Origin of the sequence: Streptomyces sp. NPDC088746 (assembly GCF_044751065.1) — a bacterium.
Classification (GTDB): domain Bacteria; phylum Actinomycetota; class Actinomycetes; order Streptomycetales; family Streptomycetaceae; genus Streptomyces.
Genome location: NZ_JBIVLA010000005.1, coordinates 454,989 through 474,583 on the forward strand (window position 1 = coordinate 454,989; position 19,595 = coordinate 474,583).

Sequence of the window (19,595 nt, forward strand, 5' to 3'; positions counted from 1 at the left end):
GCACTCCGGCTGTGGCCGGCGCGGGGCTCCCGCGCCGGCCACAGCCGTATGGCCCTAGGTGTTCTGTCCGCCGGCCCGGAGAGCCTGAAGGATCCTGTCCGCCGTCGTCCTGTCCCTGGCCGCGGTGAACGGCAGGTCGTTTCCACCGGTGATCCGGTAGGGGGCGCCGGAGAGCGTCGACTGGACGCCGCCGGCCTCGGTGACCAGGAGCAGCCCTGCCGCGTGGTCCCACGCGAACTCCCAGTTGAACGCGACCCCGTCCTGCGCGCCGCAGGCGACCGCGAGGTACTCCAGGCCCGCCGATCCGCACGCGCGGGCGTCGATTCCGTCGGTCCGCAGGCCGAGCAGGGCGCGCTTCTGGGCGTCCGAGGTGTAGTCGGGGTGGGACATGGCCACCTTGAGCACCGCGCCGGGAGCGGGTGAACCACTGCGCAGAGCCGTGCCGTTGAGCGTGGCTCCCCGGCCGCGGACGGCGACGGCCATCTCGTCGAGGACGGGGGCGTACGTCCATGAGGCGTACACCTCGCCGTGCCGGGCGAGCGCCACCAGGGTGCAGAAGCCGGGTTCGCCGTGGACGAACTGGCGGGTGCCGTCGACCGGGTCGACGATCCACACGGGCGCGTCGCCGCCCAGGGCGTCCAGGACGGTGGGGTCGGCGTGGACGGCCTCCTCGCCGACGACGACCGAGCCGGGCAGCAGCCGGGTCAGGGACGCGGCGAGGTGCTCCTCGGCGAGCCGGTCGGCGGCGGTGACCAGGTCGTGGGGGCCGCTCTTCTCGACGATCTCGTGTGCGGCCAGCTGCCGGTAGCGCGGCATGATCTCGGCGGCGGCCGCCGCCCGGACCGCCGCCTCCACCTCGGCCGCCGGCCCGGCGTGCCCGGCGTTCCCGTACAGAAAGTCATCGATCATGACTCCAGCTAAGCACGGTCCGCCGGGGGCACCCCGGGCAGGTGGTCAGCGGCCGACCGCGTAGCCCTGCATCCCGCGGGGGTTCGCGGCGGCGGACAGGACGCCGGTCTCCGGGTCCCTGGCGACGGCACACATCCGGCCCTCGGACCACGCGTCGCCCACCGTGACGTCGTGACCGCGCCGGCGCAGCTCGCCGACGACCTCCGGGTCCATGCCCTCCTCGACGGTGACGCTGCCCGGGCGCATCCCGCGCGGGAAGAAGGAGCCCGGGAAGCTGTCGTTGTGCCAGTTCGGAGCGTCGATGGCGCCCTGGAGGTCGAGGCCGCCACGGACCCGGTCCCGCAGCGCCACGGCGAGGAAGAAGTGCAGCTGCCACTGGTCCTGCTGGTCGCCGCCGGGGGTGCCGAACGCCATGACGGGGACTCCGTCGCGCAGGGCGAGGGACGGGGTCAGGGTGGTGCGCGGGCGGCGGCCGGGGGTCAGCGTGTTCGGCAGGCCCTCGTCGAGCCAGGCCATCTGCAGCCGGGTGCCGAGCGGGAAGCCGAGCTCGGGCACGACCGGGTTGGACTGGAGCCAGCCGCCGCTGGGCGTGGCGGCGACCATGTTCCCCCAGCGGTCGACGACGTCGAGGTGGCAGGTGTCGCCACGGGTCGCGCCGTCCTTGGTCACCACCGGCTCGCCGGCACGGTCCGCGGTGGCCGTCGGCTCGCCCGCGCCCTCCTTCGCGACCGTGGGCTCGCCCGCTCCGGCCACCGGGATGCCCATGGCGTCGAAGCCGGCCTCGCCGGAGGCCACGGCGTGGGCGTGCGCGCTGAGGACCGGGGCGCGGCCCTCGGGGCTGCCGGGGCGCAGCTCCAGGGAGGCGGTGTCCTTGACCAGGGCCCGGCGCTCGTCGTTGTACGCCTCGGAGAGCAGCGCGTCGAGCGGCACGTCGGCCGCGTCGCCATACCAGGCCTCGCGGTCGGCCATCGCGAGCTTGCAGCCCTCGATGAGCAGATGGACGTATTCGGCGGATCCGTAGGCGGGGAGTTCGTCCGGGAGGAGGGCGAGCTGCTGGAGGAAGGCGGGGCCCTGGCTCCAGCCCGCCGCCTTGGCCAGCGTCCAGCCGTTCCAGTCGTACGTGGCGGGCGCCTCGTACGTCGCGGACCAGTCCGCCAGGTCCGCGGCGGTGAGCGTGCCGGTGTGGCGGGTTCCGCTGGTGTCCATGGTGGGGACGGATGCCTGGCGGACCAGCGCCTCGGCGATGAAGCCGGTCCGCCAGACGGCGCGGGCGGCGTCGATCTGCGCGACGCGGTCCGTGCCGCCCTCCTCCTCGGCCTCGGCTATCAGGCGGCGCCAGGTGGCGGCGAGGGCGGGGTTGCGGAACAGCTTGCCGGGCTCGGGCGCCTTCCCGCCGGGGAGGTAGACCTCGGCGGAGGTCGGCCACTCGGTCTCGAAGAGCTCGCGGACGGTCTCCACCGTCTGGCCGACGCGCTCGACGGGGGCGTGGCCGTCCTCGGCGTATCCGATGGCGTAGCGCAGGACCTCGGCGAGGGTCTTCGTCCCGTGGTCGCGCAGCAGCAGCATCCAGGCGTCGAAGGCGCCGGGTACGGCGGCGGCGAGCGGGCCGGTGCCGGGGACGAGGTCGAGGCCGAGCGAGCGGTAGTGCGCGGCCGACGCGCCGGCGGGGGCGGGGCCCTGGCCGCACAGCACCCGCACGTCGCCGTCCTTAGGCGCGAGGATCATCGGGACCTCGCCTGCCGGTCCGTTGAGGTGCGGCTCGACGACGTGCAGGACGAATCCGGCGGCGACGGCGGCGTCGTAGGCGTTGCCGCCGTCCTCCAGGACGGCCATCGCGGACTGCGAGGCGAGCCAGTGGGTCGAGGACGCCATGCCGAAGGTGCCCTGGAGGGTGGGGCGGGTGGTGAACACGGGTGCGGCTCCTTGCTGCGGACGTGCGGAGTTCTGTGGTGCTTCGTGGATCGTACGGAGGGCGGACGGGGCCCGTCAGGCCGCCGCGTCCGGGGCGGTGCCGTCGTCGGTCACGAGGTGGCAGGAGACCTGCCGTCCGCCGGGGATCTCGCGCAGGGCGGGGACCTCGGTGCGGCACCGGTCGACGGCGAGCGGGCAGCGGGTGTGGAAGCGGCAGCCCGGCGGTGGGTCGAGCGGGCTGGGCAGCTCACCGTGCAGCACGATGCGCTCGCGGGAGCGCTGGGCGACGGGGTCGGGTACCGGCGCGGCGGAGAGCAGTGCCTGGGTGTAGGGGTGCTTGGGGGCGGCGAACAGCTCGGCGGTCGGGGCCTGTTCGACGATCTGCCCGAGGTACATCACGGCGATCCGGTCGGCGAGGAACTCGACGGCGGCCAGGTCGTGGGTGATGAACAGGCACCCGAAGCCGCGGTCCCTCTGGAGGTCGGCGAGCAGATTGAGCACCGACGCCTGCACCGAGACGTCGAGCGCCGAGGTGGGTTCGTCGGCGACGACCAGGTCGGGGTCGCAGGACAGGGCCCGGGCGATCGAGATGCGCTGGCGCTGGCCGCCGGACAGCTCGTGGGGGTGCCGGTCGGCGTGCTCGGGGCGCAGCCCGACTTGGCCGAGCAGCTGCTCGACCCGCTCCCGTACGGCGGCTCCGCGGGCGCGGCGGTGCAGCCGGATGGGCTCGGCGATGATCTGGCCGACGGTCATCCGGGGGTCCAGCGAGGACGAGGGGTCCTGGAAGACGAGGTGGAAGTCCTTGCGCAGGGGGCGCAGGGCGCGGCGGGAGAGGTGGCTGATGTCGGTGCCGTTGATGTGGACGGTGCCCGCGGTGGGTTCGTCGAGACGTACGGCGCAACGGCCGACGGTCGACTTGCCGCTGCCCGACTCACCCACGAGGCCGACGACCTCGCCGCGGCCGATGGTGATCGAGACGCCGTCGACGGCCCGGACCGTGCCGCCGCCGGAGGCACCGAAGTGCCGTTCCATGCCGTTGATCTCCAGCACCGGGGGGTGCGAGATGCCCGCGTCGCCCTCGCGGGGTGCGGGGACGGTCTGTGCGGTGGTCACTTTCCGGCCTCCTGGTCGGGTCGCGGTCCGAGGTCCTCGGAGCGCGTAGGCGTTGCGGGGGTGGCCTCGGCATCGCTCTCGGCGTACGGGTGCCAGCAGGCGGCCCGGTGCGGCGCGTCCGCTCCGGCCCCGGGGTCGACGGCATGGAAGCCGGGGCGGCTGCCGGTGCAGGTGTCGTCGGCGCGGGAGCAGCGGGGCGCGAAGGTGCAGGCGTCGGGCTGGCTGTCCAGGCTCGGGACCAGGCCGGGGATCTCGGGCAGGCGCCGCTTGCCCTCGCCGCCGGGCCGGAGCACGGCGCCGAGCAGGCCACGGGTGTACGGGTGCCGGCCGGAGGCGAACAGGTCGTGGACCGGGGCCTGTTCGACGGCTCGTCCGGCGTACATCACGAGCACCCGGTCGGCGGAGTCGGCGACGACCCCGAGGTCGTGGGTGACCAGGACGATGGCGGTGCCGAGGCGCTCGCGCAGCGACTGGAGGACTTCGAGGATGCCGGCCTGCACGGTGACGTCCAGGGCAGTCGTCGGTTCGTCGGCGATGAGGACGGCCGGGTCGCAGGCCACCGCGATCGCGATCATGACGCGCTGCCGCATGCCGCCGGAGAGCTGGTGCGGGTACTCGTCGATCCGGCGTGCCGGCGCCGGGATCCCGACGAGTTCGAGGAGTTCGACGGCGCGGGCCTTGGCCTCCTTGCGGCTCAGCCCCTGGTGCCGGCGGAGCGTTTCGCCGATCTGCCGGCCGATGGTGAGGACCGGGTTCAGCGAGGTCATCGGCTCCTGGAAGATCATCGCGATGTCCTTGCCGCGGACCTTCTGCAACTCCTTCTCCGGAGCGCCGACCAGCTCGCGCCCGCCGAGCCTGATCGAGCCGCCGATGCGGGCGGTCGGCGGGAGCAGGCCCATGGCAGCCATGGAGGTGACGGACTTCCCGCAGCCCGACTCCCCCACCACGGCGAGGACCTCACCGGGCGCCAGGTCGTAGGAGACCCCGTCGACGGCGTGCACGGTGCGGGTGTCGGAGTGGAAGGAGACCGACAGGTCGCGCACGCTCAGGGCGGGTTCGGCCGCCGTCTTCCGCGCGGGTTCGAGAACGGTCTCGGTCATCGGGTCGCTCCTCGCGGGTCCAGGACGTCACGCAGCCCGTCGCCGAGCAGGTTGAAGGCCAGCGTCGCCGCGACGATCGCGAGGCCGGGGAAGACGGCCAGCCAGGGGGCGGGCGCCAGGAAGGACTGGGCGCCCGAGAGCATCACGCCCAGCGAGGGGTTCGGCGGCTGGACGCCGAGGCCGAGGAAGCTCAGCAGCGCCTCGCCGATGATCGCGGCGGGGATGCCCACGGTCGCCTGGACGATCAGTGCGGAGGTGGCGTTGGGGAGGATGTGCCGGAAGAGGACGGTGCCGTCGCCGCCCCCGTTGGCGACGGCCGCGGCGACGTAGTCGACGTGCTTGAGCCGCAGGGTCTCCGCCCGGGTGATCCGGATGACCGCGGGGATCTGCGAGATGCCGATGGCGATGGTCGCGTTGGTGAGCGACGGGCCGAGGATCGCGGCGAGTCCGACGGCGAGCACCAGGAAGGGGAACGCCAGCATGGTGTCGGTGAGGCGGGACACGGCGGTGTCCGCGAAGCGGCCGTAGTACCCGGCGAGCAGCCCCAGTGGTACGCCGACGAGGAAGGCCAGCACGACGGCGACGAGGCCCACCTGCATCGACGCGCGGGCGCCGTGCACGATGCGGGAGAGCTGGTCTCGGCCGAGGTCGTCCGTACCGAGCCAGTGGGAGGCACCGGGCTCGGCCAGGACGTTCCCGAAGTCGGGCTGCGACGGGTCGTACGGGGCGATGAGCGGGGCGAACAGGGCGGCCAGGATGAAGACGGCGGCGATGACCGCGCCGGTGAGCGCGAGCCGGTTCCTGCGCAGGGCGCGCAGCTTGCCGCCGCCGGGCTTCCGCTTGTCCGCCTGGGGCGGGGTGGGGAGCACTGTGGTCGCGGTGGTCACCGGGCACCTCCGAGCCGGATGCGCGGGTCGATGACCGAATAGACCACGTCGACCAGCAGGTTGATGAGGATGTACGCGGCGGAGGTGCAGAGCACCACGGCCTGGAGTGTGGCGTAGTCGCGGGTGAAGACGGCGTCGATGGTGAGCTTGCCGAAGCCGGGGAGCACGAAGATCTGCTCGGTGACCACGGCACCGGAGATCAGGTGGCCGAGCTGGAGGCCGAGCACGGTCACGACGGTGACGAGCGAGTTGCGCAGCGCGTGCCCGCCGACGACGGAACCCCTGGACAGGCCCTTGGCGCGGGCGGTCCTGACGTAGTCGGCGGAGAGCGAGTCGAGCATCGCGGCCCGCGTCTGCCGCATCACGACGGCGGCGAGGCCGGAGCCGAGCACGATCGCGGGGAGCACCATGCGGCGCAGGTTGTCGACGGGATCGGTGCCGAAGGGTACGTAACCGGAGGCGGCGAACACCGGGACGGCGATGGCGAATCCGAGGACGAGCACGATGCCGAGCCAGAAGGTCGGGATGGAGAGGCCGATCAGCGCGATGGCGTTGGCGATCCACTCCTCCGGCTTCCCGCGCCGGACGGCGGCGACCACTCCGGCGCCGATGCCGACCACGATCGCCAACAGGAGGGAGAGCGCGGCCAGTTCCAGCGTGACGGGCAGGGCCTGTCCGATCGCGTCGGCGACGGGGAGGCCGGTACGGGAGGAGGTGCCGAGGTCGCCGGTCAGGGCGTGGCCGATGAACCGTCCGTACTGGATGACGACGTTGTCGTTCAGGCCGTAGCTCTCGCGGACGGCGGCGAGTGCCTCGGGGCTGCGTTCCTCACCGGCCAGGGCGAGCGCCGGGTCGCCGGGCAGGGCCCGGATGCCGGCGAAGACGACGACGCTGACGAGGAAGAGCGTGATGAGGGACTGACGCAGGCGCGTCAGCAGGTACTTCGTCATCGGGTGTACCCCGCATTCTTGACCCGGACCAGTCCGTCGCCGTAGACGTGGATGCCCGCGATGTCCTTGCCGGCGACGACGTAGTTCTTCTGCCGGTAGAGGTAGATCAGGGCGTGGGCGTCCTGCACGCGCCGGGTGAGCTCGTCGTAGATCTCGGTGCGCCGTCCCGGGTCCGCGACGCTGCGGCCCTCCGCGATCAGCTTGTCGATCTCCGGGTCGCCGAGACCGTAGGCGTTCATGGCTCCCGCGGTCTTGAGGAAGTTGGAGACGTTGCCGTCCGGGTCGAGCCGGCCGGACCAGCCGCTGGTGAAGACGTCGTAGTCGCCGGCGTCGGTCTCCGCGAGCATGGTGGCGTACTCGGTGGGGCGCAGCGACAGTTCGAAGCCCGCCTCCTTGACCATGGCCTGGAGCACCTGCCCGACCCGCCCCTGCTCAGGGGTGGTGGACGTCTTCAGCTCGATCTTCACCGGGGTCTTCACCCCGGCCTCCTTCAGCAGCTCCTTCGCGCGGTCGACGTCACGCCGGGGGCAGTCCTCCGGCTCGACGCCCGGGGCGATGGCGGACTGCGGGGAGATGGGCCCGCAGGCCGGTTCGTACATGCCCTGGAAGACGACCTTGTTGAGCAGCTCGCGGTCGATGGCCAGCTCGAAGGCCTCGCGGACCCGGACGTCACGGGCGATCGGGGTGTCGATCTTCCCGGGCTTCTGCCCGAGGCCCTTCACGTTGCCGACGTTGAGTCCGATGCCCTGGTAGCCGAGGGAGGGGGAGTTGAACAGCTGGAGTTTCGGCTCGGTCAGGGCGCTCTGTACGTCGACAGGGGCCATCTGGTCGCCGATCTGGAGGTCGCCGGAGCGCAGGTTGGCGAGCCTGACGTTGCCGTCGGGGATCGGCTTGTAGACCACTCCGTCGAGGTGCACCTGGTCGGCATCGTAGTAGTTCGTGTCCTTCTTGAGCACGATCCGGTCGCCGCCGACGCGCTCGACGAAGCGGAAGGGGCCGACGCAGGAGGGGTGGTTGGTGAAGTTCTTCCCGTACTTCTCGAGTGCGGTGGGTGACATCACCATCCCGGCCCGGTCGGCGAGCACGCCGGTGAGCGGGACGTAGGAGTGGTCGAGCGTCAGCCGGACCGTGAGCGGCCCGGTGGCCTCGGCCTTGCTGACCGGTGCGAGTTCGGTGGAGCGCGCGGATCCGGGGAGATCGCGGTGGCGCAGCAGCGAGGTGACGACCGCGTCGGCGTCCAGCCGGGTGCCGTCGCTGAATTTCACCCCCGGACGCACCGTGAAGGTGACCGTACGGCCGTCGGCCGAGGTGGTGGGGAGCGACGAGGCCAACTGCGGCACGACGGTGCCGTCCTCGTCGATGTCGTACAGCTTCTCGCACATGCTCGCGAAGACCGTGCGGCCTACGAGGGTCTGCGCGAGGGTGGGGTCCAGTTTGTCCGGGTCGGAGTTGAGAGCGACGGTGAGTGTCCCGCCGTCGCGTACGGACCGGTCATCGGTCATGCGTACACCACCGACTTCGGTCGCCGAGGACTGCAACGACGCGCAGCCCGAGGTGAGGGACACCAACGCAACCGCCACCAGGGCAACCGCTTTTCGGCGCACGGGGGCCTACCTCCCGCCAGGGGTGATCAAGGAATATCGCCGACCGTATTTCGCATACAGTCCGCAAGGCAAGGCCTCGGCTCACATAGCGGACGGGTTTTACCTGACGATCGGATAACGGAGCGCCTGTGGTCGCCCCGGCACGACCGCTCACCTGCGGGTCCCGGACCGCGACGGCCCGGATGCGGCCTCCGGTTCGTATACGGACAACCCCGAACCTTGCGCTCCGGATCCGACGGCGGCACGAGCGGCGGCGCCGACAGGCGTCGTCATGACCACGGACCGGAGCCACCGCGCGTTGCGGTGGTTTCCCGGTCCTCGTCCCCCAGCCTCATTACGGATGGTCACTCGCGGGGAAGACAACGAGCCTCGCGAGCGCTGACGTCACAAGCGGTTCAACTCATCGGAGGCCCGGCGATGCACGGCGAATACAAGGTTCCTGGCGGCAAACTCGTGGTGGTCGACCTGACGAATCAGGACGGCGTGCTGCGCGACGTACGGGTCGCGGGTGATTTCTTCCTGGAACCCGACGAGGCGATCACCGCGATCGACGAGGCGCTGGAAGGCGCCCCCGCCGACACCGACGCCGCAGGTCTGGCCGCCCGCGTCGAGGCGATGCTGCCCGAGGGCACCGTCATGTACGGGATCACCGCCGAAGGTGTCGCGGTGGCGGTCCGGCGCGCACTCGCGCAGGCCACCGACTGGACCGACTACGACTGGCAGCTCATCCACGAGGGACCGCAGTCCCCCGCGCTGCACATGGCCCTCGACGAGGTGCTCACCGCCGAGGTGGCCGCCGGCCGCCGGCCCCCGACGCTGCGCGTCTGGGAGTGGGGCGCCCCGGCCGTCATCATCGGCAGCTTCCAGTCCCTCCGTAACGAGGTCGACCCCGAGGGGGCGGCGCGCCACGGCGTGACGGTCGTGCGCCGCGTCTCGGGCGGCGGAGCCATGTTCGTGGAGGCCGGGAACACCATCACGTACTCCCTTTCGGTCCCCTCCTCCCTGGTCTCAGGACTCTCGTTCGCCGACTCCTACGCCTATCTCGACGAATGGGTTCTCGACGCGCTCGGAGACATGGGGATCAAGGCCTGGTACCAGCCTCTCAACGACATCGCGACGGACGTCGGCAAGATCGCCGGAGCCGCCCAGAAACGCATGGTCGGGCCCGACGGCGGCCCGGGCGCGATCCTCCACCACGTCACCATGTCCTACGACATCGACGCCGACAAGATGCTCGATGTCCTCCGCATCGGCAAGGAGAAGATGTCCGACAAGGGCACCAGGTCGGCGAAGAAGCGGGTCGACCCGCTGCGCCGTCAGACCGGTCTGCCCCGGGAAACGGTCATCGACCGCATGGTGCGGTCCTTCCGCGACCGCTACGGACTCGCCGATGGCGGTGTCACCCGCGAGGAGCTGGCGCGGGCGGAGGAGCTGGCCGCCACGAAGTTCAGCAGCGCGGAGTGGACGGCGCGGGTGCCGTAGGCGCGCTCGGCCGCCGGGCGGGGCGGACGGAGCCCTGAAGGCGCGCGGCCGCCCCGGCAGGTGGGGCACCTGCCGGGGCGGCCGTCGTTCAGCGCGACGCGTGGGGGATCAGCCCAGGGTCGCGATGGCCTTGTTGAAGGTGGCCGACGGGCGCATGACGGCCTCCGCCTTCGCGGGGTCGGGCTGGTAGTAGCCACCGATGTCGGCCGGCTTGCCCTGGACGGCGGCCAGCTCGTCGATGATGGTCTGCTCCTGCTCGGACAGCGTCTTGGCGAGCGGTCCGAACGCCTCGGCGAGCGCGGCGTCGTCGGTCTGCCTCGCCAGCTCCTGGGCCCAGTAGAGCGCCAGGTAGAAGTGGCTGCCGCGGTTGTCGATGCCACCGATCTTGCGGCTCGGGGACTTGTCCTCGTTGAGGAAGGTGCCCGTGGCCCGGTCCAGGGTGTCGGCGAGCACCTTGGCGCGCGCGTTGTCCGTGGTGGTGGCGAGGTGCTCGAAGCTGACCGCGAGGGCGAGGAACTCACCCAGGCTGTCCCAGCGCAGGTAGTCCTCCTTGACCAGCTGCTGGACGTGCTTGGGCGCGGAGCCGCCGGCGCCCGTCTCGAACAGTCCGCCGCCGTTCATGAGCGGGACGACGGAGAGCATCTTCGCGCTGGTGCCCAGCTCGAGGATGGGGAACAGGTCGGTGAGGTAGTCACGCAGCACGTTGCCGGTGACCGAGATGGTGTCCTCGCCGCGGCGGATGCGCTCCAGGGAGAAGGCCGTGGCCTCCTCCGGCGTCCGGATGGAGATGTCCAGGCCGTCGGTGTCGTGGTCGGCCAGGTAGGTGTTGACCTTGGCGATGAGGTTGGCGTCGTGCGCGCGGCCCTCGTCGAGCCAGAACACGGCCGGGTTGCCGGTCGCGCGGGCGCGGGTGACGGCGAGCTTGACCCAGTCCTGGATCGGGAGGTCCTTGGTCTGGCACATCCGGAAGATGTCACCGGCTCCGACGGCCTGCTCCAGCAGGACGTCGCCCTTGCCGTCGACGACCCGCACCGTGCCGGTGGCGGGGACCTCGAAGGTCTTGTCGTGGCTGCCGTACTCCTCGGCCTTCTGCGCCATCAGACCGACGTTGGGTACGGAGCCCATGGTCGACGGGTCGAAGGCGCCGTTGGCGCGGCAGTCGTCGATGACGACCTGGTAGACGCCCGCGTAGCTGCTGTCGGGCAGGACCGCGATGGTGTCCGCCTCGTTGCCGTCCGGGCCCCACATGTGGCCGGACGTACGGATCATGGCGGGCATGGACGCGTCGACGATGACGTCGCTCGGCACGTGCAGGTTGGTGATGCCCTTGTCGGAGTCGACCATCGCCAGGGCCGGGCCCTCGGCGAGCTCGGCCTCGAAGGACGCCTTGATCTCGGCGCCGGCCTCCACGGAGTCGAGCCCCTTGAGGATGCCGCCGAGACCGTCGTTCGGGGTCAGGCCGGCCGCCGCGAGCACGTCGCCGTACTTGGCGAAGGTGTTCGGGAAGAAGGCGCGGACCACGTGGCCGAAGATGATCGGGTCGGAGACCTTCATCATCGTGGCCTTGAGGTGCACGGAGAACAGGACGTTCTCGGCCTTGGCGCGCGCGACCTGTGCCGTGAAGAACTCACGCAGCGCGGCGACGCGCATGACGGCCGCGTCCACGACCTCGCCCGCGAGGACCGGGACGGACTCGCGCAGCACCGTGGTGGTGCCGTCGTCGCCCGCGAGCTCGATGCGCAGCGAACCGGCCTCGGAGATGACGACGGACTTCTCCGTCGAGCGGAAGTCGTCGACGCCCATGGTGGCGACGTTCGTCTTCGAGTCGGCGCTCCAGGCGCCCATGCGGTGCGGGTGCGCCTTGGCGTAGTTCTTGACCGACGCGGGGGCGCGGCGGTCGGAGTTGCCCTCACGCAGGACGGGGTTCACCGCACTGCCCTTGACCTTGTCGTACCGCGCGCGGACGTCCTTGTCCTCGTCGGTCCGCGGGTCGTCCGGGTAGTCGGGAAGCGCGTAGCCCTGCTCCTGGAGCTCTGCGATCGCGGCCTTCAGCTGCGGGATCGAGGCCGAGATGTTGGGCAGCTTGATGATGTTCGCGCCGGGAGTCCTGGCCAGCTCACCGAGCTCGGCGAGCGCGTCATCGATACGCTGATCGGCCTTGAGACGCTCCGGGAAGCCGGCGATGATCCGCCCCGCCAGGGAGATGTCGCGGCGCTCCACCGTGACACCCGCGGTCGAGGCGTACGCCTCGATGACAGGCAGGAACGAGTACGTCGCCAGGGCAGGGGCCTCGTCGGTGTGCGTATAGATGATGGTCGAGTCAGTCACCGGGTGCTCCGCTCCACGTCTGCAACATTGCTTGACATCAAGATATCTCGTGACCGGCCCCCTCTCCACAGTGGCCCGCGCCCATTCCGGCGGAACCGGTCACTCCTGTCCGGCGGGGCGCGCGGTGCCGGGGGCCCCGCGCGCTTCGACCGGCCCGGACTCGTACGCGAAGACGACCGGCTGGGCCCGGTCACGGGCGCCGGGCTTCGTCATGGCGCGGCTGATGTGAGTCTTGGCCGTGAAGGGGCTGACCACCATGTGGACGGCGATCTCCTTCGGCGCGATCTGCGCCGTCGAGCGCGTCGAGGCCGCCATGCGGACGACTGCCGAGGAGCGCGCGTGAACGCCGCGGGGGCGGGTCACCCGCGTCGGCGTCCCTCGTCACGCGGGTCCGTGCCCTGACCGATCCCGCGCGGGACGGCGACGGGACCTTCGAGGTGGGCGCGGTGAGACCCCCGAGGGCGTCCCGCTGCGGGCGGGCGTGTGGGTGGTCAGCGCCCGCCGGCCCCGCCGATCACGCCCGGGGCCGGCGGCCGGTGCTCGTACCAGCGCAGGTCGGCCTCCAGCTGCGCGGCGAGCGAGATGAGCCGGGCCTCGCTCCGGGAGGGGCCCAGGAGCTGGGCGCCGAGGGGCAGGCCGTCGCGGGTGAAGCCGGCCGGGACGTTGACGCCGGGCCAGCCGAGCACGTTCCAGGGCCAGGCGTAGGGGCAGGCCGACGTCATCGCGAGGTCGGTGCGCCAGGCGCTGAGCCGGTCGAACGCCCCGACCCGTGGTGGCGGGGCGGCCGTGGTCGGGGTGAGGAGCACGTCGTAACCATGGTCGCCCCGGGCCGTGTCGAAGAAGGCGCCGATCCTGGCGTGCTGGCGTACCTCACGGGCGCGGGCGGCCCGCACGATCCGGCCGCCGAGACGGGTCCCGGTGCGCAGGGCGCTGCGGGTGCGCGGGTCGAGGAGCGCGGGCTCGGGGTGCAGCGCGGCGAGTTCGGCGATGCCGGCGGTGGCCCGGGGGACGAAGGAGAGACCGATGAGCCCGTAGCGGGGGTGGGCCTCCTCGACGTGGTGGCCGAGCCGGGCGAGGACTTCGGCGAGGGCGGTGACGGCCCGCAGGACCTCCGGGTGGGGCGCGTTGCGGGTGAGGGTGGGTGGAGGCCGCAGGGAGAGGCCGATGCGCAGCCTGCCGGGGTCGCGGCGGGCTGCGGCGGACGCGTCGACGGCGGGCGGGCGGTGCGCGTCCCGTGGGTGCGGCCCCGCCGCGGCGTCCAGGAGGAGGGCGGCGTCCGCGACGGTGCGGGCGAGGGGGCCGTTGACGGTGAGGCCCTGGAAGGCATCACTGTTGGGGTGGACGGAGACCCGGCCGCGCTGCGGCTTGATGCCGACGAGGTGGGTCCAGGCGGCGGGGATACGGATGGAGCCCGCGCCGTCCGAACCCAGTGCCGCGGGGACGAGCCCCGCGGCCACGGCCGCCGCGGAGCCGCCGGAGGAGCCCCCGGGCGTGTGCGCGGTGCTCCAGGGGTTACGGGTGACGCCGAAGGCGGCCCCTTCCGTGAAGGCCCACTGGCCCAGCTCACAGGAGTTGGTCTTGCCGACGACGACGGCCCCGGCGGCCCGGAGCCTGCGGACCGCCTCGCTGTCGGCGGTGGCGGGCGGCAGTACGCCGTCGCAACCGAAGTAGGTGGGCATCCCGGCGACGTCGGTGTCGTCCTTGACGGCGACCGGCACCCCGAGCAGCGGAAGCCGCTCCCCCGCCGCCAGCCGCCGGTCGGCCTCGGCGGCCTCGGCGAGTGCGGCTTCCGTACGGAGCTGGCGGAAGGCGTTGAGGGTGTGACGGCTCGCCTCGATGCGCGCGAGCGCCGCGGCGACGAGCGCGGACGAGGTCGTTCGTCCCTCGGCCAGCTCCCTGGCGCAGTCCGTGAGTCCGGGCTGTACGTGCGGTTCCGCCGGCCTGCTCGGCCCGGTCCGCTCCGTGGGGTCTGCTGAGGACATCGCCACCGCCTCCTCGCGTCCGCCGGAGCACCGGCCCCGGGTCCGCCCGGAGTCCGCCCGAGCGGGTCTACCGGAGAGTAACGAGGCAGGGGGGTCCGCTCAAGCACGCCGCACACGGACCGGTACCCGTCTCCCTCCCCCGGGCGGTGACGGCTCCGGGAGCACATACGGGGAGACGGGCGTACGGCAACGGGTTGCTACGGGCGCACGTGGATCTCGCCGATCCCCGAACCGAGGCCGGCGCAGTGGGCCGTCGACTGCCCGGACTCGCCCGGCCTCAGCGTGACGTGCTCACCGTCCACGTCGGGCGACCAGCCGCAGACCAGGTGCACCCAGAAGGTCTGCGTGGCCGAACCGTTGTTCCGGCAGAGGGCGTAGCCGGTGTAGTCGTCGATCGCGTGCTTGCCGGTGTCGCACGACAGACCCGGCGGAATGGCGGCAGCGGGTGCGACAGCCACCGCTGCGGTGGCCGGCACGGCGAGCGCGACGGTCAGACCGGTGACGGCGGCACCCCGCGCCAGCGTGCGGACGACGTTCCCCTTGAACAGCTTCTTCATGTCTCCCCTTGATTCCGGTCGACGCTTCCGTCGAGTTCCGGTGATCTTCAGGGCAGTGCTCCCCCACGTTCCGTAGCCGAAAACAGCGCCGAACCTCACCCTCCGTACACCTGGCCACCCCCGCACGCAACCGTGCGCGGGCGTGCGCTCGCCAGGTGGGGTGAATCTCTCCCGCACCTGCCCTGACCAGGGCGACTCGCCCTTCAGCCCAGCCCCCGCCGAGCTGACGCCGTACCCGCCGGCAAGGGCGTCACGCCGGCGGCCGGGTGAGCTTGGTGGCGACGGCGTCGAGGACCCAGTCCAGGCCGGTCGCGAAGGACGTTTCGGCGTCCACGTCCGTGCCGTCGTACACGACCTTGGCCAACGCCGGGAAGCGGCCGGTGGCCAGTGTTCGCGTCATGTGCGGGCCATGGGCGCGCTGCCAGTCGTGCTTGGACAGACCCGTGGCGTGCTCGGCCCGCAGGTTCGCGATCTCGCGTCTGATCGCGCCGATGAAGTAGGCGCTGACAGTCTCCACGGCGCGCATGACGGTGTCGACGTCGGCGTGGTCGTCGAAGGCGGCCAGCGTGGCCTCCGTCACGGCCAGGCCGTTCGGGCCCAGGGCCGGGCGACCGCCGAGCAGGTCGGCCAGCCACTCGTGACGGAGAGCGGCCTGCCTGGTGCGCCGGGCGAGGAGACACAGCGCCTCCCGCCAGTCACCGGGCTGTTCCTCGGGGAGGATCTCGGCCTGGACCGCGTCCACCATGAGGTCGAACAGCTCCTCCTTGGTGGAGATGTACCTGTACAGCCGCATCGGGCCGACGCCCAGGCGGGCCGCGACCTTGCGCACCGACACCGCCTCGAGCCCGCCCTCGTCGGCCAGTGCGATGGCGGCGGCGACAATCCGCTCCCGGTCGAGCGGCGCGGGGCGAGTCGGCGGTTCCGGCCGGTCCCAGACAGTCATGCTCACACCGTACCGTTGCGCTACACCGTAGAGGAACAATACAGTGTATCGCCATGAGACACCGCATCGCAGTGGTCGGGAGCGGACCCGCCGGCCTCACCTTCGCCCGCGTCCTGCACCGTCATGGTCACCCGGTCACCGTCCTCGAACGCGATCCCGCCCGGGACGCCCGCCCCCCGGGCGGCACCCTGGACCTGCACGAAGGACTGGGCCAGCTAGCGCTGGACAAGGCGGGGCTGCTGGCGGAGTTCCAGGCGCTGTCCCGTCCCGAGGGGCAGGCCATGCGCATCCTGGACACGGACGGAGCAGTCCTGCGCGACTGGCAACCCCGTCCGGAAGACCGGGCCAATCCCGAGATCGACCGCGGGCAACTCCGTGACCTGCTGCTCGGCCCTCTCGATGTCCAGTGGGGCCGGGGTGTGACGCAGGTGGTGCCGGGGACCCGGGACGGCGTACTGGTTTACTTCGCGGACGGGCGGCAGGAGGCGTTCGACCTCGTGGTCGGCGCGGACGGCGCCTGGTCCCGGATCCGCCCGGCGGTCTCGTCGGCGACACCGCACTACACCGGCGTGACCTATGTGGAGACCTCCCTCGACGACGTCGACACCCGCCACCCCGACCTCGCCCGGCTGGTCGGCGACGGTTCCGTGGCTGTGTACGGCGTGAACCGAGCGCTCGTCGCCCAGCGCAACAGCGGCGGCCACGTCAAGGTGTACGCCCAGTTCCGCGCGCCGCTGGACTGGCACGCGAACCTGGACCTGGCCGACGTCGAGGCCGTGCGATCGAGCCTGCTGGCTCTGTTCGACGGCTGGGCCGCTCCCGTCCTCGGCCTTCTCCGCCACGGCACCACGTTCGTCCACCGCCCGCTTCACGTACTGCCGGTGTCCCACACCTGGACCCACGTCCCCGGGGTGACGCTCCTGGGCGACGCCGCACATCTGATGCCTCCGTTGGGGGCGGGCGCGAACCTCGCGATGCTGGAAGGCGCCGAACTCGCCGAGGCCATCGCCGCCGGCCCCGAAGATCTGGACGAGGCCGTCCGAGCCTTCGAGGAACAGATGTGGGCACGGGCCGGCAGGTGGGCGAAGATCACGACGGCCGGTCTGGAACGCCTCGTGAGCCCGGATCCCGCCGAAGCCGTGGCCCTCTTCGACCATGTCCAGCCCTGACCGCCAAGCGCGAGAGCAACAGCACCAGCAGCTCGCCACGGCCTCGCGGGGACAGGGTCGGACTTCGCGGCCGGCGATGAGTTTCCCCGGCTGCCTCCGTCTTAACTGGTGAACAAGAAGGAAGCGGAGGCAACAACCTCATCCGCATCGAAAGCTCGTGAACAGGAGGTGTCCGTGATGGACAAGCAGTTCACCGCGACCCTGCGGAAGAGCCCGGACAAGGGCGGCTGGACCTACGTCGTGTGGCCCGAGTCCGCAGAATTCTTCGGCACCCGCGGCCTGGTGAAGGTCCGGGGCACGATCGACGGTCACGCGTTCCGAAGTTCGTTCATGGCTCTGGGGGACGGCACGCACAAACTGCCGGTGAAGGCGGAAGTGCGCAAGGCGATCGGCAAGGAGGAAGGGGACTCCGTGACCGTCCGTCTGCTGGAGCAGGTCAAGGACTGATCTGCCTGCCTGCCTGCGGAGCGGTGCGTCATGCCGAACCAGGTTCGTGCGTTCGTCGAGGTCGGACGGAGAGGGCTTGGGCGCACATCCTCACCGGGCGGTCCTCGTCGCCTGCCACGCGCCCGGTGCCGAATCCGCAACCCGAACCGCGCGTCAGTCGACACGGCCGACCCGGGCAAAGACGCTGCTGTCCAGATGCGCGAGGAGGTCGGCCGGGTTCCGGTACACCTCGGTGGCCCCGGCCTCCACCAGATCCTGTTGTGCAATACCGCCCGACAGGAGCGCCACCGCGGTCACGGACGCACCGGTCGCGGCTTTCATGTCCCAGACCGAGTCACCCACGTACACCGTCTCCCCGCTCGTCCCACCGGCAAGCTCCATCGCATGCCGGACCGGTGCGGGAGCCGGCTTCCCCTCGTCCACATCGTCCGCACTCGCGGTGTCGGTGATGACGTCGTCGGCATCCAGCACGCGTCGCAGCGCCTTGAGCTCCGGACCGGACGCCGAGGTGGCGAGCACCACCTTCCACCCCCGAGCCGCCAGTGCCCGCAGCAGGTCAGCCGCCCCGTCCACCGCGACCAGCCGCTCGAAGTACGTCGCGTACAGCGCTGAGTGCGTGCTGCTGATCCACTCGTCCCGACCGCTGTCCCGCTCAGCTCCGAGAAGGTGCTCGATCAGATCGGCGGAGCCCAGGCCGATGGCCTGGTGCACGGCGGTCATCGGCACCGTGTGACCGCCTTGCCGAAAGGCCTCCCACCATGCGGTGACGTGGAGGTAGTTGGTGTCCACGAGCGTTCCATCCACGTCGAACAGTGCAGCGCGAACCATGACACTCCTTCTGGTGTACCGGGCCGCCGGCTCCGCGAAATTTCGACGGAACCGCCGGGACGTCCCTCCGGACTCTTCCCGCGATCGACGGATGCAGGCCGCGGCCGGCGCGGAGGGACGACGGAGTCCCGCAGGAGGTCTCCGGCCACGACCCGGTCAGTGGGAGCGGGGCTCGGAGGGGCCGGTGTCCCCCATGCCCCTGCGATCCTCGTCCGACCACTTGCTGGTGTCCCGGGGCGTGACGTATGGCTCCTCCCGCTGTGGATGACCGCCGATGACGGCTCGCTCACGAGCCAACTCCGCATCGAACTCGAGACCGAGCAGAATCGCCAGGTTCGTGATCCACAGCCAGACGAGAAAGATGATCACGCCGGCCACGGCGCCGTAGGTCTTGTTGTACGACCCGAAATTGGCGACGTAGAAGGCGAAGGCCGCCGACGCGACCATCCAGATCACCAGTGCCAGCAGGCTGCCCAGCGACACGAACTTGAAGCCCCGCCCCTTCGCGTTCGGCGCTGCCCAGTAGAGGATCGCCAGCAGCACGGTCACCAGCACCACCAGGACGGGCCATTTCGCGATCGACCAGATGGTCATGGCAGTGTCCCCGACACCCAGTACGGTACCGAGCCGTCGCGCGAGGCCACCCGAGAGAACGACGATCAGCGCACTGACGCAGGCCAGCACCATCAGCGCCAAGGTCAAGCCGACTCGGACCGGGAGCACCTTCCAAACCGGCCGCCCCTCGGGGACGTCGTACACCGCGTTGGAGGCTCGGATGAACGCTGCCACATAGCCGGACGCGGACCACAGGGCGGCCAGCAGCCCCACGATCGCCATGACCAGCCCGGTCCCGCTGCTGGACTGCAACTGGGTGACCGCGTTCCTGAGGACGTCGCGCGCCGCCCCCGGAGCAAGCTTCTGGATGTTGTCCAGCACGGTCTGGGTGTTCGACTCACCCGCGATGCCGAGCAGGGAGACAAGAACCAGCAGGGCCGGGAAGAGCGCCAGGATTCCGTAGTAGGTCAGTGCCGCCGCCCGGTCGGTGAGTTCATCCCGCTTGAATTCCTTGAGCGTGCGGAGCAGCACCGCTCCCCAGGACGCTCTGCCCACCTTCGTAGGCGTGTCCGGTGCATCACGCTCCACTTCCGGGTCCGGCCCCGCGCGCCCGCCCCCACGCGGCCCGGCGCTCTCCCCGCTGTTCTGTTCGTTCGGCATGTGAACCAGACAATCCCAGGCGCGTCCGCTGCGCGACTTCGCAGCGGTCCCGTGCACCAGGAGGGACGGGCTGGCCCATCCAGGTGCACGTCCGACTGCAACAGGCCCAGGCCGCCTTCGGGGGCGCGGTAGGGGGCCGCGCCGCCGAACGGCTGGTGCTCCGTGCAGAC

At 71.5% G+C, this 19,595-nt stretch carries 16 protein-coding genes and 1 pseudogene; 3 read left to right on the forward strand and 14 right to left on the reverse strand.

Annotated elements, in window-relative coordinates:
• Positions 1-54: 54 nt before the first annotated feature.
• From ACIP63_RS24380 to ACIP63_RS24410, 7 genes are all read right to left on the reverse strand, one after another.
• Positions 55-909: an inositol monophosphatase family protein gene (locus tag ACIP63_RS24380; protein WP_401519175.1), complete on the reverse strand. Its 855-nt coding sequence runs from the start codon at positions 907-909 to the stop codon at positions 55-57.
• Between the two features lie 45 nt (positions 910-954).
• Positions 955-2,820 (reverse strand): gamma-glutamyltransferase family protein, encoded by a 1,866-nt coding sequence (locus ACIP63_RS24385; RefSeq protein WP_401519178.1) that lies wholly within the window; start codon positions 2,818-2,820, stop codon positions 955-957.
• 75 nt (positions 2,821-2,895) lie between these two features.
• A complete protein-coding gene (locus tag ACIP63_RS24390; RefSeq protein WP_401519568.1) occupies positions 2,896-3,852 on the reverse strand; it encodes an ABC transporter ATP-binding protein in 957 nt (318 codons plus the stop codon).
• A gap of 77 nt (positions 3,853-3,929) precedes the next feature.
• Positions 3,930-5,033 (reverse strand): ABC transporter ATP-binding protein, encoded by a 1,104-nt coding sequence (locus ACIP63_RS24395; protein WP_401519180.1) that lies wholly within the window; start codon positions 5,031-5,033, stop codon positions 3,930-3,932.
• Positions 5,030-5,920, reverse strand: a complete 891-nt coding sequence (locus ACIP63_RS24400) for an ABC transporter permease (RefSeq protein ID WP_401519181.1) — start codon at positions 5,918-5,920, stop codon at positions 5,030-5,032. Before ACIP63_RS24400 ends, ACIP63_RS24395 begins: the two co-directional genes overlap by 4 nt.
• The gene (locus tag ACIP63_RS24405; protein ID WP_401519184.1) at positions 5,917-6,870 is read right to left on the reverse strand and encodes an ABC transporter permease; all 954 of its coding nucleotides are present in this window, start codon (positions 6,868-6,870) and stop codon (positions 5,917-5,919) included. Before ACIP63_RS24405 ends, ACIP63_RS24400 begins: the two co-directional genes overlap by 4 nt.
• The gene (locus ACIP63_RS24410) at positions 6,867-8,372 is read right to left on the reverse strand and encodes an ABC transporter substrate-binding protein (protein WP_401519187.1); all 1,506 of its coding nucleotides are present in this window, start codon (positions 8,370-8,372) and stop codon (positions 6,867-6,869) included. Before ACIP63_RS24410 ends, ACIP63_RS24405 begins: the two co-directional genes overlap by 4 nt.
• Positions 8,373-8,891: 519 nt before the next feature.
• Here ACIP63_RS24410 and ACIP63_RS24415 point away from each other — a divergent pair.
• Positions 8,892-9,956, forward strand: a complete 1,065-nt coding sequence (locus ACIP63_RS24415; RefSeq protein WP_401519189.1) for a biotin/lipoate A/B protein ligase family protein — start codon at positions 8,892-8,894, stop codon at positions 9,954-9,956.
• 108 nt (positions 9,957-10,064) lie between these two features.
• Here the strand turns inward: ACIP63_RS24415 and ACIP63_RS24420 are convergent, their stop codons facing one another.
• The 5 genes and pseudogenes from ACIP63_RS24420 to ACIP63_RS24440 form a co-directional block, all read right to left on the reverse strand.
• The gene (locus ACIP63_RS24420) at positions 10,065-12,284 is read right to left on the reverse strand and encodes an NADP-dependent isocitrate dehydrogenase (RefSeq protein WP_401519192.1); all 2,220 of its coding nucleotides are present in this window, start codon (positions 12,282-12,284) and stop codon (positions 10,065-10,067) included.
• A gap of 99 nt (positions 12,285-12,383) precedes the next feature.
• Positions 12,384-12,560 (reverse strand): annotated as a pseudogene (locus tag ACIP63_RS24425) (response regulator transcription factor); the annotation flags it as partial.
• 215 nt (positions 12,561-12,775) lie between these two features.
• The gene (locus ACIP63_RS24430; protein ID WP_401519195.1) at positions 12,776-14,266 is read right to left on the reverse strand and encodes an amidase; all 1,491 of its coding nucleotides are present in this window, start codon (positions 14,264-14,266) and stop codon (positions 12,776-12,778) included.
• A 197-nt stretch (positions 14,267-14,463) separates the two neighbouring features.
• Positions 14,464-14,823 carry a hypothetical protein gene (locus ACIP63_RS24435; RefSeq protein WP_401519196.1) on the reverse strand — a complete coding sequence of 120 codons (360 nt, stop codon included), beginning with the start codon at positions 14,821-14,823 and terminating at the stop codon, positions 14,464-14,466.
• Between the two features lie 250 nt (positions 14,824-15,073).
• Positions 15,074-15,766 (reverse strand): TetR/AcrR family transcriptional regulator, encoded by a 693-nt coding sequence (locus tag ACIP63_RS24440; RefSeq protein WP_401519199.1) that lies wholly within the window; start codon positions 15,764-15,766, stop codon positions 15,074-15,076.
• A 53-nt stretch (positions 15,767-15,819) separates the two neighbouring features.
• On the opposite strand from ACIP63_RS24440, the gene ACIP63_RS24445 reads away from it, so the two are divergent.
• Positions 15,820-16,935: an FAD-dependent oxidoreductase gene (locus ACIP63_RS24445; protein ID WP_401519202.1), complete on the forward strand. Its 1,116-nt coding sequence runs from the start codon at positions 15,820-15,822 to the stop codon at positions 16,933-16,935.
• A 177-nt stretch (positions 16,936-17,112) separates the two neighbouring features.
• Positions 17,113-17,382 carry a DUF1905 domain-containing protein gene (locus ACIP63_RS24450; protein WP_401519571.1) on the forward strand — a complete coding sequence of 90 codons (270 nt, stop codon included), beginning with the start codon at positions 17,113-17,115 and terminating at the stop codon, positions 17,380-17,382.
• 153 nt (positions 17,383-17,535) lie between these two features.
• Here ACIP63_RS24450 and ACIP63_RS24455 read toward each other — a convergent pair whose 3' ends face one another.
• Together ACIP63_RS24455 and ACIP63_RS24460 are read right to left on the reverse strand one after the other, a co-directional pair.
• Positions 17,536-18,210 (reverse strand): HAD family hydrolase, encoded by a 675-nt coding sequence (locus ACIP63_RS24455; protein WP_401519204.1) that lies wholly within the window; start codon positions 18,208-18,210, stop codon positions 17,536-17,538.
• Between the two features lie 156 nt (positions 18,211-18,366).
• A complete protein-coding gene (locus ACIP63_RS24460; RefSeq protein ID WP_401519206.1) occupies positions 18,367-19,425 on the reverse strand; it encodes a YihY/virulence factor BrkB family protein in 1,059 nt (352 codons plus the stop codon).
• Positions 19,426-19,595 lie beyond the last annotated feature (170 nt).

Coding starts and splice junctions, on each gene's coding strand:
- ACIP63_RS24390 (WP_401519568.1), bottom strand. CDS start 3,852: ATGGAACGGCACTTCGGTGCCTCCGGCGGCGGCACGGTCCGGGCCGTC.
- ACIP63_RS24405 (WP_401519184.1), bottom strand. CDS start 6,870: ATGACGAAGTACCTGCTGACGCGCCTGCGTCAGTCCCTCATCACGCTC.
- ACIP63_RS24395 (WP_401519180.1), bottom strand. CDS start 5,033: ATGACCGAGACCGTTCTCGAACCCGCGCGGAAGACGGCGGCCGAACCC.
- ACIP63_RS24450 (WP_401519571.1), top strand. CDS start 17,113: ATGGACAAGCAGTTCACCGCGACCCTGCGGAAGAGCCCGGACAAGGGC.
- ACIP63_RS24440 (WP_401519199.1), bottom strand. CDS start 15,766: ATGACTGTCTGGGACCGGCCGGAACCGCCGACTCGCCCCGCGCCGCTC.
- ACIP63_RS24415 (WP_401519189.1), top strand. CDS start 8,892: ATGCACGGCGAATACAAGGTTCCTGGCGGCAAACTCGTGGTGGTCGAC.
- ACIP63_RS24410 (WP_401519187.1), bottom strand. CDS start 8,372: ATGACCGATGACCGGTCCGTACGCGACGGCGGGACACTCACCGTCGCT.
- ACIP63_RS24430 (WP_401519195.1), bottom strand. CDS start 14,266: ATGTCCTCAGCAGACCCCACGGAGCGGACCGGGCCGAGCAGGCCGGCG.
- ACIP63_RS24460 (WP_401519206.1), bottom strand. CDS start 19,425: ATGCCGAACGAACAGAACAGCGGGGAGAGCGCCGGGCCGCGTGGGGGC.
- ACIP63_RS24445 (WP_401519202.1), top strand. CDS start 15,820: ATGAGACACCGCATCGCAGTGGTCGGGAGCGGACCCGCCGGCCTCACC.
- ACIP63_RS24455 (WP_401519204.1), bottom strand. CDS start 18,210: ATGGTTCGCGCTGCACTGTTCGACGTGGATGGAACGCTCGTGGACACC.
- ACIP63_RS24435 (WP_401519196.1), bottom strand. CDS start 14,823: ATGAAGAAGCTGTTCAAGGGGAACGTCGTCCGCACGCTGGCGCGGGGT.
- ACIP63_RS24380 (WP_401519175.1), bottom strand. CDS start 909: ATGATCGATGACTTTCTGTACGGGAACGCCGGGCACGCCGGGCCGGCG.